Raw genomic sequence first — 17,203 nt, 5'->3', positions numbered from 1 at the left:
CTTCAGCCTCCGATGCGGCGCACGCCGCGGGCGAACGAGAAATAGGGCAGGGCCAGTCCCCGGCGATCCACCCGGGGGCGGTAGGCTTCCTGGTCGTCGGCGTCAACGGCCGTGCCCGCCAGCGGAGCCGCCGTGGGGCGGACATGCTCGACGACGGGGCCGCCGGCCAGGATGGCGGCAACCAGGGCCAGTCCGCTGGCGGACAGGGCGATCAGGCAGTTCTTGAGCTTGCGGTTCATGGCGTCCGTCCTGCTCTGGGTGACTGGTGTTGTATGCAACTATAACACCACCACACGTCGGGTCAAGCGGGGACACACCCAACTGATGGCAGGGATCGCCGGACATTGCCCGGGACGCCGCCGGTCGCGACAATAGGGGTTCGCCGCCGCGCCGGACGCGGCCAGAGTCCAGGAGCCTTCCCTGATGAAATCTTCGCTGCGCGGCCTCGCCGCGCTGTCCCTCGCCGCGGCCCTGTCGCTGGCCCCCGTTGTTGCCCAGGAGAACCCCGTGCCGTCCACCGAGCGCGAGAAGAACAGCTACATGGTCGGCGTCGACGTCGGCCGTTCGATCGAGATGGTCGGCCCGGACCTCGACCGCGAGGCTTTCCTGCGCGCCGTCGGCCATGCCCTCGAAGGCGGGGAACCGCTGATCTCGGAGGCCGAGGCCGCCGAGGTCGGGCCCGCGCTGATGCAGCGCGTGGCCGTGCGTTCCGGCCAGACCATCGCCGGGATGGCTCCCGGCAGCGAGCCGCCGCCGGTCGCGGCCGACAAGGTCGGCCTGCTGGTGGGTGCCGACGTGGGCCGTTCGCTGGCGCCGGTGAAGGACGAGATCGACCTCCCTGTGTTCGCGCGGGGCGTCGCCACCGTGCTCGACGGCAGCCAGCCGCTGCTCGACGATGCCGCCCTCGCTTCGGTCCGGGAGGCCTTCACCGCCCGCATCCAGCAGCGCATGCGCAAGGAAAGCGAAGCCGCGGCCAGCACCAATGCCGCCGCCGGCGCCGAGTTCCTGGCCGGCAACAAGACGGCCAAGGGCGTGGTCACCACCGGCTCCGGCCTGCAGTACATGGTGCTGCGCCAGGGCTCGGGCCCGCGTCCGCCGCATGCCTCGGCACAGGTCCGCGTGCACTACGAGGGCCGCTTGCTCGACGGCACCGTGTTCGACAGCTCGTATGCCCGCAACGACCCTGCCACCTTCGGCCTCAGCCAGGTGATCGCCGGCTGGACCGAGGGCCTGCAGCTGATGCCGGTGGGTGCGAAGTACCGCTTCTGGATCCCGTCGGAGCTGGCCTACGGCCGCAACGGCTCGCCGGGTGGCATCCCCCCGAACGCCACCCTTGTTTTCGACGTCGAGCTGCTGCAGCTGCCCTGAGCGCGACCCCTCTCCAATTCCCCTGAGGTAACCCCATGAACAAGCTCGCCCGAGCCGCCGCGACCAGCGTGCTGGCCGCATCGATCGTCCTCGCCCTGGGCGCCTGCAAGAAGATCGAGCCCGGTGCCGGCAAGGGCACCGCGGGCGCCACGCCGGCCGCGCTCGAGATTGCCGGCCTGCCGACCGAAGAGCAGCAGGCGGGCTACGCCATCGGCCTGCAGATCGGCGGCACGCTTGCCGAGATCAAGGACGATGTCGACGTCGATTCCCTGATCAAGGCGATGCGCACCTCGATGAACGGCGAGGAGCCGCTCATGAACGAGGAACAGGCGCGCCAGGTGTTCGAGGCCTTCGGCCAGCGCATGCAGGCCAAGATGGCCGCGGGCAACCGCGAGGCCGGCGAGGCGTTCCTGGCCGCCAACGCGAAGGAAGAGGGCGTGCAGGTCACCGATTCCGGGCTGCAGTACAAGGTGCTGGAGCAGGGCAGCGGCCCGACGCCTGGTACCGACAGCCGGGTGAGTGTCCACTACCGGGGCTCGCTGGTCGACGGCACCGTGTTCGACAGCTCCTACGAGCGTGGCGAACCGGCGACCTTCACGCTGTCGAGCGTGGTCCCGGGCTGGCAGGAAGGCCTGCAGCTGATGCCGGTGGGCAGCAAGTACATGCTCTGGCTGCCGAGCGAACTGGGCTATGGCGACGTGGGCACCCCCGGTGGTCCGATCGCCCCGGGCAGCGTCCTGGTATTCGAGGTCGAGCTGATCGACATCCTGGACGAAGCAACGGAGTAAAGCCCATGCGCGTCAGTATCTTCGGTACCGGCTACGTGGGACTGGTCACCGGCACCTGCCTGGCCGAGGTCGGTCACGACGTGGTCTGCGTCGATGTCGACGCAGGCAAGGTCGAGCGCCTGCAGCAGGGCGTCATCCCGATCTACGAGCCCGGCCTGGAGCCGATGGTCAAGGCCAACCACGCCGCCGGCCGGCTGGACTTCACCACAGACGCCGCACGTGCGGTCGCGCACGGTGAGGTGGTGTTCATCGCCGTGGGCACGCCGCCCGACGAGGACGGCAGCGCCGACCTGCAGTACGTGCTGGCGGTGGCGCGCACCATCGGCGAGCACCTAGAGCGGCCGGCGATCGTGGTCGACAAGTCCACGGTGCCGGTGGGCACGGCCGACCGCGTGCGCGCGGCCATCGCCGAAGCCCTGGCCGCGCGCGGCGCCGATGTCGCGTTCGACGTGGTGTCCAATCCCGAGTTCCTGAAGGAGGGCGCGGCGGTCGAGGACTGCATGCGCCCGGACCGCATCGTGCTGGGCGTGGACAGTCCGAAGGCTGCGGAGAAGCTCAAGCGCCTGTACGCGCCCTTCAACCGCAACCACGACCGCTTCGTGGTCATGGACGTGCGATCGGCGGAGCTGACCAAGTACGCGGCCAACGCCATGCTCGCGACCAAGATCAGTTTCATGAACGAGATCTCGAACATCGCCGAGAAGGTCGGCGCCGACGTCGAGATGGTGCGCAAAGGCATTGGCTCGGACCCGCGCATCGGCTGGCACTTCATCTATCCCGGCGCTGGCTACGGCGGCTCCTGCTTCCCCAAGGACGTGCAGGCGCTGGCGCGCACCGCGCAGCAGGTGGGCCACCAGCCGCTGCTGCTCGACGCCGTGGAGGCGGTGAACGAGCGCCAGAAGGGTCACCTGCATGAACTGGTGCAGCGCCACTACGGCGATGCCGGCATCAGTGGCAAGACCTTCGCGGTCTGGGGCCTGGCCTTCAAGCCCGACACCGACGATATGCGCGAGGCCTCCAGCCGCCGCCTGCTGGCGCAGCTCTGGGACTCGGGCGCGCGCGTGCGGGCCTACGACCCGGAAGCGACCGACGAGGCGCGCAGGATCTTCGGCGAGCGCGACGACCTGGTGCTCTGTGGTTCCGCCCACGAAGCGCTCGAGGGCGCGGACGCGCTGGTGGTGGTGACCGAGTGGAAGCAGTTCCGCAGCGCCGACCTGGCGCAGATCCGGGCGAAGCTGGCCGACGCGGTGGTCTTCGACGGCCGCAACATCTACCGCCCCGAGGACGCCGAGGAGGCCGGCCTGGCCTACTACGGCATCGGCCGCGGCCGCTCGGTGCAGGCCCCCTGAGCATGTCCACCGGGCTGGAAGCGCGGGTGGACGAGCTGGAGACCCGTCTGGCGTTCCAGGAGCAGGCGCTGGCCGAGCTCAGCGACGCCCTGGCCGATGCCCGCATGGAGCTGTCGCGCAACGACGTCCTGCTGCGGCGCGCGCTCGAGGAGCTGCGCGCCAACCGCCCCGGCATTACCGGCGACCCCGCCGACGAACCGCCCCCGCCGCATTACTGAACGACCATGAGCGATTCGCTGCGAGACCAGCTGCTGGGCCTAGGCTTCAAGCCGGCGCCGGTGGCCGACAAGCCCAAGGGGCCGCGCCGCAAGGACGGCCCGGGCGGCAAGGGTCGGACCGACGCGCGCGGCAAAGGCCCCGGCCCTGCCGATGCGGGATCGCGCCGGGGCGGGCAGGGCGCGAAGGGGCAGGGGCCGAAGGGCGCCCGCGGCCCCGGCGGCCGCGGTCCCCGACCCGACGGCGACATCGATCTCGCCAAGGCCTATGCCATCCGCGCCCAGCGCGAGAAGGACGAGCGCATCCGCGTCGAGCGCGAAAAGCAGGAAGCGGCCCGCCTGCGCCGCGAAGCCCAGGCGAAACTGGCCACCCTGCTGGAAGGCAAGGGCCTGAACGCCGCCGACGCCGAGCACGTGCGCCACTTCGAGTATGGCGGCAAGATCAAGCGCATCCACGTCACCGAAGAGCAGCTGCGCGCGCTCAACGCCGGCGAACTCGGCGTGGTCCAGCGCAACGGCCGCTACCTCCTGGTCACCGCCGCGACCCTGGCCGAAGCCGAAGCCATCTTCCCCGCCGCCGTCGCCCTCAGGGTCGACCCGAACGCCCCGGCCGAAGACGACCCCTACGCCGACCCGAAGTACCAGGTTCCGGATGATCTCGTCTGGTAGGGCGAAGAGCTTTTGCCACGGATTTACGCGGATTACGCGGATCTGGTTGAGGCCAGTGCCTGCATCACGCCCTGCACCTGCTCTTCTTTCAGATGGCTTTCTGACGTCAATCTCGCCTCGGCCAGATCCGCGTAATCCGTGTGAATCCGTGGCAAGAATCTTTTCGCTTTTCAGGCATCTCGCCGCGTCCTCGGCACGACCCAGATCCAGGTGATCACGCAGCCGAGCAGGGCGAAGCAGCCGGCGGCGAGGAAGGCGACGTGGCCGTCGCCCCAGGGCCAGAGCTGGCCGGCGACCAGGGCGCCGAGGACGCCGCCCAGGCCGGAGGAGAAGCCGTAGAACAGGCCCTGGGCATGGCCGTTCAGGGGGCCGGGGAAGTGCTTCGCGAGCAGCTGCATGGCGGCGGCGAAGAAGGCGGCGAAGCTCAGGGCGTGGGTGGCCTGGGCGACCAGCATCACCGGCATGCTTTCCGGCCACAGCGCGGTGGCCCACCAGCGCAGCACCGCGCTGGCCATCGAGCCCAGCAGCAGCCAGCTCGCGTCCCAGCGGCGGAAGAAGCCGGCGATGGTGAAGAACACCGCGACCTCGAACACCACGCCCACGGTCCACATCAGCCCGAGCGTCGAGGTCGCATAGCCCAGGCCGTCCATGTAGACGGAGAAGAAGGTGTAGTAGGGGCCGAAGGAGAGCTGTTCCAGGAACGCGGCGACCAGGAAGGCCGCGACCCGCGGCTGGCGCACGATCTTCCAGAAGCCGGCGCCCGCGGGGCCGCGCGGCCCGACGTGGCCGGCATCGCGGTTGGCGAAGGCGCTCGCCGCCATCAGCACGAACAGCGGCAGCATCGCCCAGGGCAGGATGCCGGCGCCGTGGCGCTCGATCAGCCAGCCGAAGCCGGTGGTCACCAGGATGAAGCCGATCGAACCCCAGACCCGGATCGCGCCGTAGCGGTGGGCGTTGGCGCCGAGGTGGCCGAGCGTGATCGCCTCGAACTGCGGCATCACCGCGTTGTAGAAGAAGCAGAACGCGACCATGGCCGCGAACAGCGTCCACTCGGGCTGTCCGGGCAGGAAGCAGGCGAAGCTTGCCACCGTCAGCACGCAGCCGATGCGCAGCCAGCGGATCGGCTTCGGCGAGGTGGCCGCGAGCGTCGCCCAGGCCGTGGGCGCGACCACGCGGGTGGCGTACCACAGGCTCATCATCACGCTGATCGCGGCGATGCCCATGCCGCGCGACTGCAGGTGCATCGCCCAGTAGGGCGTGAACGCGCCCAGGGCCGCGTAGTAGGTGAAATAGAAGCTCGACAGGCGCACCACCGGTGCCGCCGCCGCTGCGGTGCGCTTGTCCCCGGTCATGGTGTCTGCGCGGCTATTCCGGGTCGTAGTCCAGGTTCGATGCCAGCCAGCGTTCGGCCTGGGCCAGCGGCACGCCGCGGCGCTTCGCGTAGTCGGCGAGCTGGTCCTTGCCCAGCCGCCCGACCACGAAGTACTGGCTCTTCGGGTGGCTGAAATAGTAGCCGGACACCGCTGCGGTGGGCAGCATCGCGAAGCCGTCGGTCAGCTCCATGCCGGCGTTTCCGGTGGCGTCTAGCAGCCGGAACAGCTGGCCCTTGGGGCTGTGGTCGGGGCAGGCCGGATAGCCGGGCGCCGGGCGGATGCCGCGATAGGCCTCGGCGATCAGGGCGTCGTTGTCCAGCGCCTCGCCGGCGGCGTAGCCCCAGAACTCCGTGCGCACGCGGCGATGCAGGTGCTCGGCCAGGGCTTCGGCCAGGCGGTCGGCCAGTGCCTTGAGCAGGATGCCGCGGTAGTCGTCGTGGTCGGCGCGGAAGCGCTCCAGGTGCGGCTCGATGCCGATGCCGGCGGTGACCGCGAACATCCCCATCCAGTCCTCCAGCCCGGTGTCCTTCGGCGCGATGAAGTCGGCCAGGCAGAAGTCGGGGCGTTCGACGGGCTTGTCCACCTGCTGGCGGAGGAAGGGAACCACGAGGGTCTCCGCCGCCCCGTCCGCGGCCGCGACCTGCAGTTCGACGTCATCGCCGACGGCGTTGGCGGGGAACAGTCCGAACACCGCCTTCGCGGTCAGCCACTTCTCCTCGATGATGGTGTCGAGCATCGCGCGCGCATCGCGGTAGAGCTCGCTGGCGGATTCGCCCACGACCTCGTCGGTGAGGATCGCGGGGTAGCGGCCGGCCAGCTCCCAGGCCTGGAAGAAGGGCGTCCAGTCGATGGTCTCGACCAGGTCGGCCAGCGGGTAATCGTCGAAGACGGTGATGCCGGGCTTCGCCGGCCTTGGCGGGACATAGTCGCCCCAGCCGCCGTCGAAGCGCTGGCCGCGCGCCTTCTCCAGCGGCACCAGGCGCTTGGCGTCGCCGCGGTTGCGGTGGCGCTGGCGGATCTCGGCGTAGTCGGATTCGTTGGCGGCGACGAAGGGCGCGCGCAGCTCGGCGGAAACCAGCGACTGCGCCACGCCGACCGCGCGCGAGGCGTCCTTCACCCAGATCGTGGGTGACTTGTAGAAGGGGTCGATCTTCAGCGCCGTGTGCGCGCGCGAGGTGGTGGCACCGCCGATCATCAGCGGGATGGTCAGCCCCTGGCGCTCCATCTCGCGGGCGACGTGGCCCATCTCCTCCAGCGAGGGCGTGATCAGGCCGGAGACGCCGATGATGTCGGCGTTCTCGGCCACCGCGGTGTCGATGATCTTCTGCGCCGGCACCATCACGCCCAGGTCGATGACCTCGAAGTTGTTGCAGGCCAGCACCACGCCGACGATGTTCTTGCCGATGTCGTGGACGTCGCCCTTGACGGTCGCCATCACGATCCGGCCGTTGTTCTTGCCGGCGTCGCCGGTGCGCAGCTTCTCGGCCTCGATGAAGGGCAGCAGGTAGGCGACCGCCTTCTTCATCACCCGCGCCGACTTCACCACCTGCGGCAGGAACATCTTGCCGGCGCCGAACAGGTCGCCGACCACGTTCATGCCGTCCATCAGCGGGCCTTCGATCACGTCCAGCGGCCGCGCGGACAGCAGGCGCGCCTCTTCGGTATCGGACTCGACGTACTGGTCGATGCCATGCACCAGCGCATGGCTCAGGCGCGCCTTCACGTCCTTCCGGCGCCAGCCGAGGTCCTCTTCCTTCTTCTTCCCCTTGCTGCCCTTGTAGCGCTCGGCCAGCGCCAGCAGTCGCTCGGTGGCGTCGGGGCGGCGGTTGAGGATCACGTCCTCGACGTGGTCGCGCAACTCGGCGTCGAGGTCGTCGTAGATCGGCATCGCGCCGGCGTTGACGATGCCCATGTCCATGCCGGCGGCGATGGCGTGGTACAGGAACACCGAATGGATCGCCGCGCGCACGGTCTCGTTGCCGCGGAAGGAGAACGAGACGTTGGAGACGCCACCGGACACATGGCAGTGCGGCAGCGTGGCCTTGATGACCCGGGTGGCCTCGATGAAGTCGACGGCGTAGTTGTCGTGCTCCTCCAGGCCGGTGGCGACGGCGAAGATGTTGGGGTCGAAGATGATGTCCTCGGGCGGGAACCCGACCTCGTCGACCAGGATGCGGTAGGCGCGCGTGCAGATCTCGACCTTGCGCTGCGCGGTATCGGCCTGGCCGTCCTCGTCGAAGGCCATGACCACCGCCGCGGCGCCGTAGCGCAGCACCTTGCGCGCGTGCTCGACGAAGGCGTCCCTGCCTTCCTTGAGCGAGATCGAGTTGACCACGCCCTTGCCCTGCAGGCACTTCAGCCCGGCCTCGATCACCTCCCACTTCGAGGAATCGACCATCACCGGGATGCGCGCGATGTCGGGTTCCGAGGCGATCAGCGTGAGGAAGCGCGTCATCGCCTTCGCCGAATCGATCAGCCCCTCGTCCATGTTGACGTCAAGGACCTGCGCCCCGTTCGCCACCTGCTGCCGCGCGACCTCGACCGCCTCCTCGAAGCGCTCCTCCTTGATGAGCTTCCGGAACTGCGCACTGCCGGTGACATTCGTCCGCTCGCCCACATTGACGAACAACAGCTCCGGCGTGATGACCAGCGGCTCCAGCCCCGACAGCCGCGTGTAGCGTGGCGTGCTCATCGGGGCGCCTCGCCGGTTTTTTGCCACGGATTAGCGCGGATGCGCCGCGGATCTACACGGATGGAGCGGGAGAGGCAGAAAGAGCGAAGAGCTTTTTTTGCCACGGATCTGCGCGGATCACGCGGATCAGGCTGAATCCCTGGAAGTGGGTGCGTACCAATCCGGCAACGACGCGCAGGAGCCATGATCAAGAAGATCTTCGAGTCTTGCCTCGGCCAAATCCGCGTAATCCGCGCAGATCCGTGGCTAGAAAAAGCTTTTGCTCCATCCGTGAAAATCCGCGGCGCATCTGCGCAAATCCGTGGCAAGAACACCCTCACGCCGCAGCCTCCAGCGAAGCCAGCGACCGCGGGGGTAGGCCGCGGACGGCGTCGGCGATGGCGCGGATGTGGGCCGGGGTGGTGCCGCAGCAGCCGCCGACCAGGTTGAGGAGGCCGGAGGTGGCGAATTCGTGGAGCATGCCGGCCATTTCTTCCGGGGTCTCGTCGTATTCGGCGAAGGCATTCGGCAAGCCGGCGTTGGGATGGGCGCTGACGAAGCAGCCGGCGACGCGGGCCAGGGTCTCGACGTGCGGGCGCAGCTCCTTCGCGCCCAGCGCGCAGTTCAGGCCGACCGACAGCGGGCGCGCGTGCGCGACCGAGATCCAGAAGGCCTCGGCGGTCTGGCCCGACAGCGTGCGGCCGGAGGCGTCGGTGATGGTGCCGGAAATCATCACCGGCAGGCGGCCGCCGCGGGCGTCGAAGGCTTCCTCGATGGCGTAGAGCGCGGCCTTGGCGTTGAGGGTGTCGAAGATGGTCTCGACCATCAGGATGTCGGCGCCGCCGTCGATGAGGCCGTCGATGGCCACGCGGTAGTCCTCGCGCAGGGCGTCGAAGCTGGTGTTGCGGAAGCCCGGGTCGTTGACGTCGGGGCTGATCGAAGCGGTGCGGCTGGTCGGGCCGATCACGCCGGCGACGAAGCGCGGGCGGTCGGGCGTGGCCGCCTCGGCGGCGTTGCAGGCGGCACGGGCCAGGCGCGCGCCTTCGAAGTTCAGTTCGCGAACGAGGTGGGGCAGGTGGTAGTCGGCCTGGCTGACCGCGGTGGAATTGAAGGTATTGGTTTCGAGGATGTCGGCGCCGGCCTCGAGGTAGGCGTCGTGGATGGCGGCGATCACCTCGGGGCGGGTCAGGCTCAGCAGGTCGTTGTTGCCCTTGAGGTCATGGCCCGTGCCGACGCCTGGATGCAGGCTGTCGAAGCCCGCGGCGAAGCGCTCGCCCCGGTACTCGGCTTCTTCCAGCCGGTGCTGCTGGATCATCGTGCCCATGGCGCCGTCGATGACCAGGATGCGGGTGGCCAGCGCGGCTTCGAGCCGCGCGACGCGGTCGGGGTCGAGCCAGGCCAGGGCGCTCACGGCCTGCCTGCGATCAGGGAGATGACTTCGAAGTGCGGCGGACGCTTCTCGCGCGTGACCGTCTCGCAGGACTGCAGCGCCAGGCCGGCCTTGTCGACGAAGCGGCGCAGCTCCTTCTCGGTGAAGCCGAGGTTGATGTGGCCGAAGGCTTCGACCGCGCTCTGGTGGCCGTGGCGCGCCAGGCTGACCAGCAGCAGGCGGCCGCCGGGGCGCAGCACGCGGGCGGCCTCGGCCACGGCGGCCGCGGGCTTGCCGGCATAGGTCAGCGCGTGCATCAGCACCACCAGGTCGAAGCTGGCGTCGTCGAAGGGCAGGGCATGCATGTCGGCCTCGCGCACTTCCACGTTGCGGTAGCGCTTCAGGCGCTCCTGGGCGGCGGCGACCACGCGTGGACTGGTATCGATGCAGACGTAGCGCTGTGCATGCGGTGCCAGGAGCTCGGCCAGTACGCCGTCGCCGGACGCGATGTCGAGCACGTCGCCGGTCTCGAGCAGGGGCAGGGCGGAGCGCGCCATCGCTTCCCAGGTGCGGCCGGGGGAGTAATGGCGCTCCATGTCGCCGGCCACCGAATCGGCCCAGTTCTGGTCGGCGGCGCGCATCGCCAGCACGCCGGCCACGCGCTCGGCATCCTGGCGGAGCAGGGGATCGTCGCTGCCCTCGCGCAGCGTCTGCCACAATGCGCGCTGCGCCGGGTCCAGGCGGTCCTCGTCGAAGCGGTAGTAGGCCGAGACGCCGGCGCGGCGGTCGCGCACCAGGCCCGCCTCCTTGAGGCGCGCGAGATGGGTGGAGACGCGGGGTTGGGCGAGGCGGGTGATCGCCGAGAGCTCGGCGACCGTCAGCTCCTCGCCGTCCAGCAGGGCCAGCAGCCGGACCCGGGTGGCATCCGCCAGCACCTTGAGGTGGCTGGACCAGGCTTCGAGATCCATATATATCTTCCTATCGCGATATAGCGATGCATTGTCGAACGGGTTTGGCGTCGGGTCAAGGCCAGCGAAGGATGCGGCGCGGTGCCGCGGCGGGCCGCGTTCCGCCGGGTGGCCTGTCGATACGCGGCGGCCGGCGGGCTAGAATGGCGGTCTTGACCCGAGCAGCCGCGCATGGGCGCGGCGCGACCAGGAGCAGCGCGTGGATTTCAGCTTCACCGAAGAGCAGTTGATGATCCAGGACGTGGCCCGCCGCATCGCGCAGGAGAAGATCGCGCCGAGCGCCGAGCACCACGACCGGACCGGCGAATTCCCCCTCGAGAACATCCGCCTGCTGGGTGAGAACGGCCTGATGGGCATCGAGGTTCCGGCTGAATACGGCGGCGCCGACATGGACCCGGTGGCCTACGTGCTGGCCATGGTCGAAGTCGCCGCGGCCGACGCCGCGCACTCGACCATCATGTCGGTCAACAACTCGCTGTTCTGCAACGGCATCCTGACCCACGGCACCGAGGCGCAGAAGAAGCTCTACGTCGCCGCGATTGCCGAAGGGCGCGAGATCGGCGCCTTCGCGCTGACCGAACCGCAGTCGGGCTCCGACGCCACCGCCATGCGCTGCCGCGCCGTGAAGCAGGCCGACGGCAGCTTCGTGGTCAACGGCAAGAAGAGCTGGATCACCTCGGGCCCGGTGGCGAAGTACATCGTGCTGTTCGCGATGACCGACCCGGACAAGGGCGCCCGCGGCATCACCGCCTTCATCATCGACACCGCCCGCGACGGCTTCGGCCGCGGCAAGACCGAGCCCAAGCTCGGCATCCGCGCCTCGGCCACCTGCGAGATCGAGTTCAACGACTACGTGGTCCAGGCCGACGAGGTGCTGGGCGAGGAAGGCCAGGGCTTCAAGATCGCGATGGGCGTGCTTGACGCGGGCCGCATCGGCATCGCTTCGCAGGCCATCGGCCTCGCGCGCGCGGCCTACGAGGCCACGATCGAGTACGCGAAGGAGCGCAAGGCCTTCGGCGCGCCGATCGGCACCTTCCAGATGACCCAGGCCAAGATCGCCGACATGAAGTGCAAGCTCGACGCGGCGCTGCTGCTGACGCTGCGCGCGGCGTGGCTGAAGGGCCAGGGCCAGCGCTTCAGCAACGAGGCCGCGATCGCCAAGCTCACCGCGTCCGAGGCCGCCATGTGGATCACCCACCAGGCGCTGCAGATCCACGGCGGCATGGGCTATTCCAAGGAAATGCCGATCGAGCGCTATTTCCGCGACGCCAAGATCACCGAGATCTACGAGGGCACCAGCGAGATCCAGAGGCTCGTGATCGCCCGGCATGAGACCGGGCTGCGCTGACGTTCCCACGACCGTGCAGCCCGTGCCGTCCACCTGCCATTGCCCGCGTCCCGCGCCGATCCCGATCCCGGAAGACGGCACGACCGCGGTTCCCTGTTCCTGAAGACAACGACCCCTTGGCCCGTGCCTGTGCGCGGGCCTCATTGCATCCGGAAACCGACATGAGTACTGCTCGCAAGAAGGCGCCTGCCCGCACGACCACCGCCAATACCGCCAAGGAGGTCGCCAAGGCCGGCGAACGCCGCGTCGCCGCGCGCGACAGCAAGCTGCTGGACCCGGTCCTGGCCGCGGTCCGCAAGCGCGTGGGCAAGGCGGGTGGCGACGATGCCACCGCCTTCGCCGCCGCCTTCTACCAGCGCATGGGCGACGACGAGGTCGGCCTGCACGAGGCCGACGGCTGGGCCGCGCTGGCGGCTGACTTCCTGGCCTTCATCGGCAAGCGCAAGCCGGGTTCGGCCAGCGTACGCCTGTTCAATCCGACGCGCGCCAGCCACGGCTGGGAGACCCAGCACACGGTGCTGCAGATCGCCAACGACGACATGCCGTTCCTGGTCGACTCGGTGACGATGGCGCTGGCCGAGCTCGGGGTCGGCGTGCACGTGCTCGGCCATCCGGTGGTGGCACTCGACCGCGACCGCGCGGGCAAGCTGACGGGCGTGGGTAGCGGCAGTCCCGAATCGCTGATGCACCTGGAGATCGACCGCCAGTCGCCGGAAGGCTGCGCGCGGGTCGAGGCGGCCGTGCGCGGCGTGCTCGAGGACGTGCGCGCGATCGTGGAGGACTGGAAGGAGATGCGCACGCGCATGGAGCAGGTGGCCGACGGCCTCGGCAGCGGTCCGCTGCCGGTCTCCGACGACGAGCGTGCCGAAATCCAGGCCTTCCTGCGCTGGGCCGCCGACAACCATTTCACCTTCTTCGGCTACCGCGAATACGAGGTGGTGAAGAAGGGCCGCGACGAAGTCCTGCAGGCCGTCGATGGCAGCGGCCTGGGCCTGCTCCGCGGCCGTGACGTCGGCAAGCCGCGCCTGTTGAGCACGGTGGGCGCGCAGCGCGCCGAGCGTGGCATCGAGCCGCTGATCCTGACCAAGACCAACGCCCGCTCCTCGATCCACCGCCCGGGCTACATGGACTACATCGGCGTGCTCGGCTTCGACCGGGCCGGCGCCAAGGCGATCAGCGAGAAGCGCTTCCTCGGCCTCTACACCTCCGGCGCCTACAACCGCCGCCCCTGGGATATCCCGATCGTGCGCGAGCGCCACGAACAGGTGATGGGCGCTTCGGGCCTGGCCGACACCGGCCACAGTGGCAAGGCGCTCAAGCACATCCTCGAGACCCTGCCGCGCGACGAGCTGTTCCAGGCGTCCAGCAGTGAGCTCCAGCGCGTGGCCAGCGGTATCCTCGGCCTGCAGGAGCGCGTGCGCAGCCGCCTGTTCCTGCGCCCCGACCACTACGGCCGCTTCTATTCGGTGCTGGCCTACGTCCCGCGCGACCGCTACAACACCGAGGTCCGCCTGCGCGTGGAGGCGATGCTCAAGGAGGCGCTGGGCGCCGACCACGTCGACACCAACGTCACCCTGGGCGAATCGCCGCTGGCGCAGCTGCACATGCTGGTGCGTCCGCGCACCGGCGAGGCGGTCGAGGTCGACGAGGGCTCGCTGCAGGCCGAACTCGCCGCCATCGTGCGCAACTGGCAGGACGACCTGCGCGAGGCCCTGATCGCCACCCACGGCGAGGCCCGCGGCCTGGCCCTGGCCTCCGGCTGGGGCCGCGCCCTGCCGGTGCAGTACATCGAACGCGCGACGCCGGCCGTGGCTGCAGGCGATGTCGAGCACCTCGACGCGCTGGCCGGTGCCGACGACCTGCGCCTGAACCTGCAACGCGCCGCGCTCGACCAGCCTGGCGAGGGCGCGCTGCGCCTGAAGCTGTACCGCGTGGACCATGACGTGCCGCTTTCGGACGTGCTGCCGATGATGGAGAACATGGGCCTGCGCGTGATCGCCGAGCATCCGCACCGCCTGGTCGGGCAGGGTGCGTCCGGCTCACGCGTCGCCTACATCCAGGACTTCGAGGTCGAGGTGGGCGGAGGCATCGAGCCCGACGCCGCGAAGTTCGAGGAGGCCTTCGCGCGCATCTGGCACGGCGACGCCGAGAACGACGGCTTCAACCGCCTGGTGGCCGTCGCCGGCCTGGGCTGGCGCCAGGTGGCGATGCTGCGCGGCTACTGTAAGTACCTGCTCCAGGTCGGCGTGCCGTTTTCGCAGAGCTACGTCGAGGAAACCCTGGTTCGCAACCCGGCGCTGGCCGCCAAGCTGGTCGAACTGTTCGAGGCGCGCTTCGACCCTGCCGCCGACAAGGGCAGGGAGGCGGCGATCCGCGCCGCCCACGCCGCGATCAAGGACATGCTGGAAGGCGTCGCCAGCCTCGACGAGGACCGCATCCTGCGCAGCTACGTCGACGTGATGGACGCCACCCTGCGCACCAACTTCTACCAGGTCGACGCCGCGGGCGCGGCCAAGGACTATATCGCCTTCAAGTTCGACTCCGCGGCGGTGCCGGACCTGCCCAAGCCGCGTCCCTATCGCGAGATCTTCGTCTACGGCCCGCGCGTGGAAGGCATCCACCTGCGCTTCGGCCCGGTGGCGCGCGGCGGCCTGCGCTGGTCCGACCGCCGCGAGGACTTCCGCACCGAGGTGCTGGGCCTGGTCAAGGCGCAGATGGTGAAGAACACGGTGATCGTGCCGGTTGGTTCCAAGGGCGGCTTCATCGTCAAGCGCCCGCCGGTGGGCGGCGACCGCGACGCGGTCCAGGCCGAGGGCGTGGCCTGCTACAAGCGCTTCATCAGCGGCCTGCTCGACGTCACCGACAACCTGACGGTGGACGGCAAGGTGCTGCCGCCGGCGAACGTCGTGCGCCACGATGATCCCGATCCCTACATGGTGGTGGCCGCCGACAAAGGCACCGCGACCTTCTCCGACATCGCCAACGGCATCGCCCGCGACTACGGCTACTGGCTCGACGACGCCTTCGCCTCCGGCGGCTCGGTCGGCTACGACCACAAGGGCATGGGCATCACCGCGCGCGGCGCCTGGGAGTCGGTCAAGCGCCACTTCCGCGCGCTCGGCCATGACAGCCAGACGCAGGACTTCACCGCGGTCGGCGTCGGCGACATGTCCGGCGACGTCTTCGGCAACGGCATGCTGCTGTCGAAGCACATCCGCCTGGTCGCGGCCATGGACCACCGCCACATCTTCGTCGACCCGAACCCGGATTCGGCGCGCTCGTACAAGGAGCGCGAGCGCATGTTCAAGCTCCCGCGCTCGAGCTGGGACGACTACGACAAGTCGCTGATCAGCAAGGGTGGCGGCGTGTTCCCGCGCAGCGCGAAGTCGATCCCGGTGTCGCCGGAGATGCGCGAGGCACTGGGCATCGCCGACGGCGTCACCGCGATGAGCCCGAACGAGCTGATGACCGCGGTGCTGAAGGCTCCGGTCGACCTGCTCTGGAACGGCGGCATCGGCACCTACGTCAAGGGCGCGGGCGAAACCCACGCCGACGTCGGCGACCGTGCCAACAACGCCATCCGCATCAACGGCGGCGAACTGCGCTGCCGCGTGGTGGGCGAGGGCGGCAACCTGGGCATGACCCAGCGGGGCCGCATCGAGGCCGCCCAGGCCGGCGTCCTGCTCAACACCGACTTCATCGACAACTCGGCCGGCGTGGACACCTCCGACCACGAGGTGAACATCAAGATCCTGCTCAATTCGCAGGTGCAGGCGGGCAAGCTGAAGCTGGCCGACCGCAACAAGCTGCTCAAGGCGATGACCGACGAGGTCGCAGGCCTGGTGCTCAACGACAACTACCGCCAGAACCAGGCGCTGAGCCTGATGGAGCGGATGAGCGTGCCGCGCCTGGGCTCGAAACAGCACTTCATCCGCACCCTGGAATCGCAGGGCCTGCTCGACCGCCAGATCGAGTTCCTGCCCAGCGACGCGGAGATCGCCGAGCGCAAGTCGCGCAACCAGGGCCTGACCCGGCCCGAGCTGTCGGTGCTGCTGTCGTACTCCAAGCTGGTGGCCTTCGAGCAGCTGCTCAACTCCGACATCCCGGAGGATCCGTACCTCTCGCGCGAGCTGCAGCGCTACTTCCCGCAGCCGCTGCAGGCGAAGTACGCCAAGGCCATGGAGCAGCACCGCCTGAAGCGCGAGATCATCGCCACGGCGGTAACCAATTCGACCATCAACCGCATGGGCGCGACCTTCCTGCTGCGCATGCAGGAAGACAGCGGGCGCACGCCGGCCGAGGTCGCCAAGGCGTTCACGGTGACCCGCGAGACCATCGAGGCGCGTTCGCTGTGGGCGCAGATCGACGCACTCGACGGCAAGGTGGCCGAGTCGGTGCAGATCGACGCCCTGCAGGTGATCTGGGCGCTGCAGCGTTCCTTCACCCGCTGGCTGCTGGCGCGTCCGGGTGCGCTGCCCACCATCACCAGCGCGGTCGAGCGCTACCACGACGGCTTCCAGGCGGTGTACGCGGGCGAGGACATCCTCACCGCGGCGCAGCGCCCGGCCTACGAGCAGTCGCTGGCCGACTGGCGCGCCAAGGGCGTGCCGGCCGGGCTCGCCGGCCAGCTGGCCGCGTTGCCCTACCTGGAGCCCAGCCCCGACATCATCGAGCTGTCGCGCGAGCGCAAGCGCAAGCCGGTCGAGGTGGCGCGCGTGTACTTCCGCCTGGCCGACGCGCTCAACCTGCCGTGGCTGGTCCAGCAGATCGACGCGCTGACCGTCGACGGCCGCTGGCACGCCGTTGCCCACGGCGCGCTGCGCGACGAACTCGCCACCCAGCACCGCGCCCTGGTCGCCCAGGTGCTGTCGATGCCGGGTCGCGACGCAGATGCCAAGGTCGCGCAGTGGATCGGTCGTGACGATCCGGCGCTGAAGTTCACCCTGGGCATGCTGGCGGAACTGGCCGCGCAGAAGACGCTCGACTACCCGACCGCGTCGGTGGCGGTGCGTCGCCTGGCGCAGCTGGCGAGCGCCGGCTGAGGAAAAAGCCCGCGGCCAGTACCGACGCCCGCCCCCCGCAAGG

12 protein-coding genes are annotated in these 17,203 nt (G+C 69.5%); 7 read left to right on the top strand and 5 right to left on the bottom strand.

All coding sequences use genetic code 11. The features are described from left to right. Positions 1 to 2: 2 nt before the first annotated feature. Positions 3 to 239: a hypothetical protein gene (locus E2170_RS07240; protein ID WP_132999887.1), complete on the bottom strand. Its 237-nt coding sequence runs from the start codon at positions 237 to 239 to the stop codon at positions 3 to 5. 184 nt (positions 240 to 423) lie between these two features. Here E2170_RS07240 and E2170_RS07235 point away from each other — a divergent pair, with 184 nt between their 5' ends. Genes E2170_RS07235 through E2170_RS07215 form a run of 5 tightly spaced genes read left to right on the top strand, consistent with a single transcriptional unit; the run spans position 424 to position 4,389 of the window. Further along, a complete protein-coding gene (locus E2170_RS07235; RefSeq protein ID WP_132999886.1) occupies positions 424 to 1,368 on the top strand; it encodes an FKBP-type peptidyl-prolyl cis-trans isomerase in 945 nt (314 codons plus the stop codon). A gap of 35 nt (positions 1,369 to 1,403) precedes the next feature. Then, the gene (locus tag E2170_RS07230) at positions 1,404 to 2,156 is read left to right on the top strand and encodes an FKBP-type peptidyl-prolyl cis-trans isomerase N-terminal domain-containing protein (RefSeq protein WP_132999885.1); all 753 of its coding nucleotides are present in this window, start codon (positions 1,404 to 1,406) and stop codon (positions 2,154 to 2,156) included. A 5-nt stretch (positions 2,157 to 2,161) separates the two neighbouring features. After that, positions 2,162 to 3,505 (top strand): UDP-glucose dehydrogenase family protein, encoded by a 1,344-nt coding sequence (locus E2170_RS07225; RefSeq protein WP_132999884.1) that lies wholly within the window; start codon positions 2,162 to 2,164, stop codon positions 3,503 to 3,505. Between the two features lie 2 nt (positions 3,506 to 3,507). After that, the gene (locus tag E2170_RS07220; protein WP_132999883.1) at positions 3,508 to 3,723 is read left to right on the top strand and encodes a SlyX family protein; all 216 of its coding nucleotides are present in this window, start codon (positions 3,508 to 3,510) and stop codon (positions 3,721 to 3,723) included. Positions 3,724 to 3,729: 6 nt separating this feature from the next. Then, on the top strand, positions 3,730 to 4,389 hold the full coding sequence (locus tag E2170_RS07215; RefSeq protein ID WP_132999882.1) for a DUF2058 domain-containing protein: 660 nt from the start codon (positions 3,730 to 3,732) through the stop codon (positions 4,387 to 4,389). A gap of 170 nt (positions 4,390 to 4,559) precedes the next feature. Here the strand turns inward: E2170_RS07215 and E2170_RS07210 are convergent, their stop codons facing one another. From E2170_RS07210 to E2170_RS07195, 4 genes are all read right to left on the bottom strand, one after another. Beyond that, positions 4,560 to 5,741: an MFS transporter gene (locus E2170_RS07210; RefSeq protein WP_132999881.1), complete on the bottom strand. Its 1,182-nt coding sequence runs from the start codon at positions 5,739 to 5,741 to the stop codon at positions 4,560 to 4,562. Between the two features lie 13 nt (positions 5,742 to 5,754). Continuing rightward, positions 5,755 to 8,454, bottom strand: coding sequence for a methionine synthase (metH, locus tag E2170_RS07205; protein ID WP_132999880.1), 2,700 nt, complete (start codon positions 8,452 to 8,454; stop codon positions 5,755 to 5,757). A gap of 316 nt (positions 8,455 to 8,770) precedes the next feature. Continuing rightward, on the bottom strand, positions 8,771 to 9,844 hold the full coding sequence (locus E2170_RS07200; RefSeq protein ID WP_132999879.1) for a homocysteine S-methyltransferase family protein: 1,074 nt from the start codon (positions 9,842 to 9,844) through the stop codon (positions 8,771 to 8,773). Then, positions 9,841 to 10,770, bottom strand: coding sequence for an ArsR/SmtB family transcription factor (locus E2170_RS07195; RefSeq protein ID WP_132999878.1), 930 nt, complete (start codon positions 10,768 to 10,770; stop codon positions 9,841 to 9,843). Before E2170_RS07195 ends, E2170_RS07200 begins: the two co-directional genes overlap by 4 nt. A gap of 199 nt (positions 10,771 to 10,969) precedes the next feature. Between E2170_RS07195 and E2170_RS07190 the strand changes: the two genes are divergently transcribed. Further along, positions 10,970 to 12,118: an acyl-CoA dehydrogenase family protein gene (locus E2170_RS07190; protein WP_132999877.1), complete on the top strand. Its 1,149-nt coding sequence runs from the start codon at positions 10,970 to 10,972 to the stop codon at positions 12,116 to 12,118. 161 nt (positions 12,119 to 12,279) lie between these two features. Further along, positions 12,280 to 17,160 (top strand): NAD-glutamate dehydrogenase, encoded by a 4,881-nt coding sequence (locus E2170_RS07185; protein WP_132999876.1) that lies wholly within the window; start codon positions 12,280 to 12,282, stop codon positions 17,158 to 17,160. The last annotated feature ends 43 nt before the right edge of the window (positions 17,161 to 17,203 follow it).

This window comes from Luteimonas arsenica (assembly GCF_004352825.1).
GTDB lineage: Bacteria > Pseudomonadota > Gammaproteobacteria > Xanthomonadales > Xanthomonadaceae > Luteimonas > Luteimonas arsenica.
Note: the sequence above shows the minus strand (reverse complement) of the source record. Positions and strands in the feature narration are given on the sequence as shown.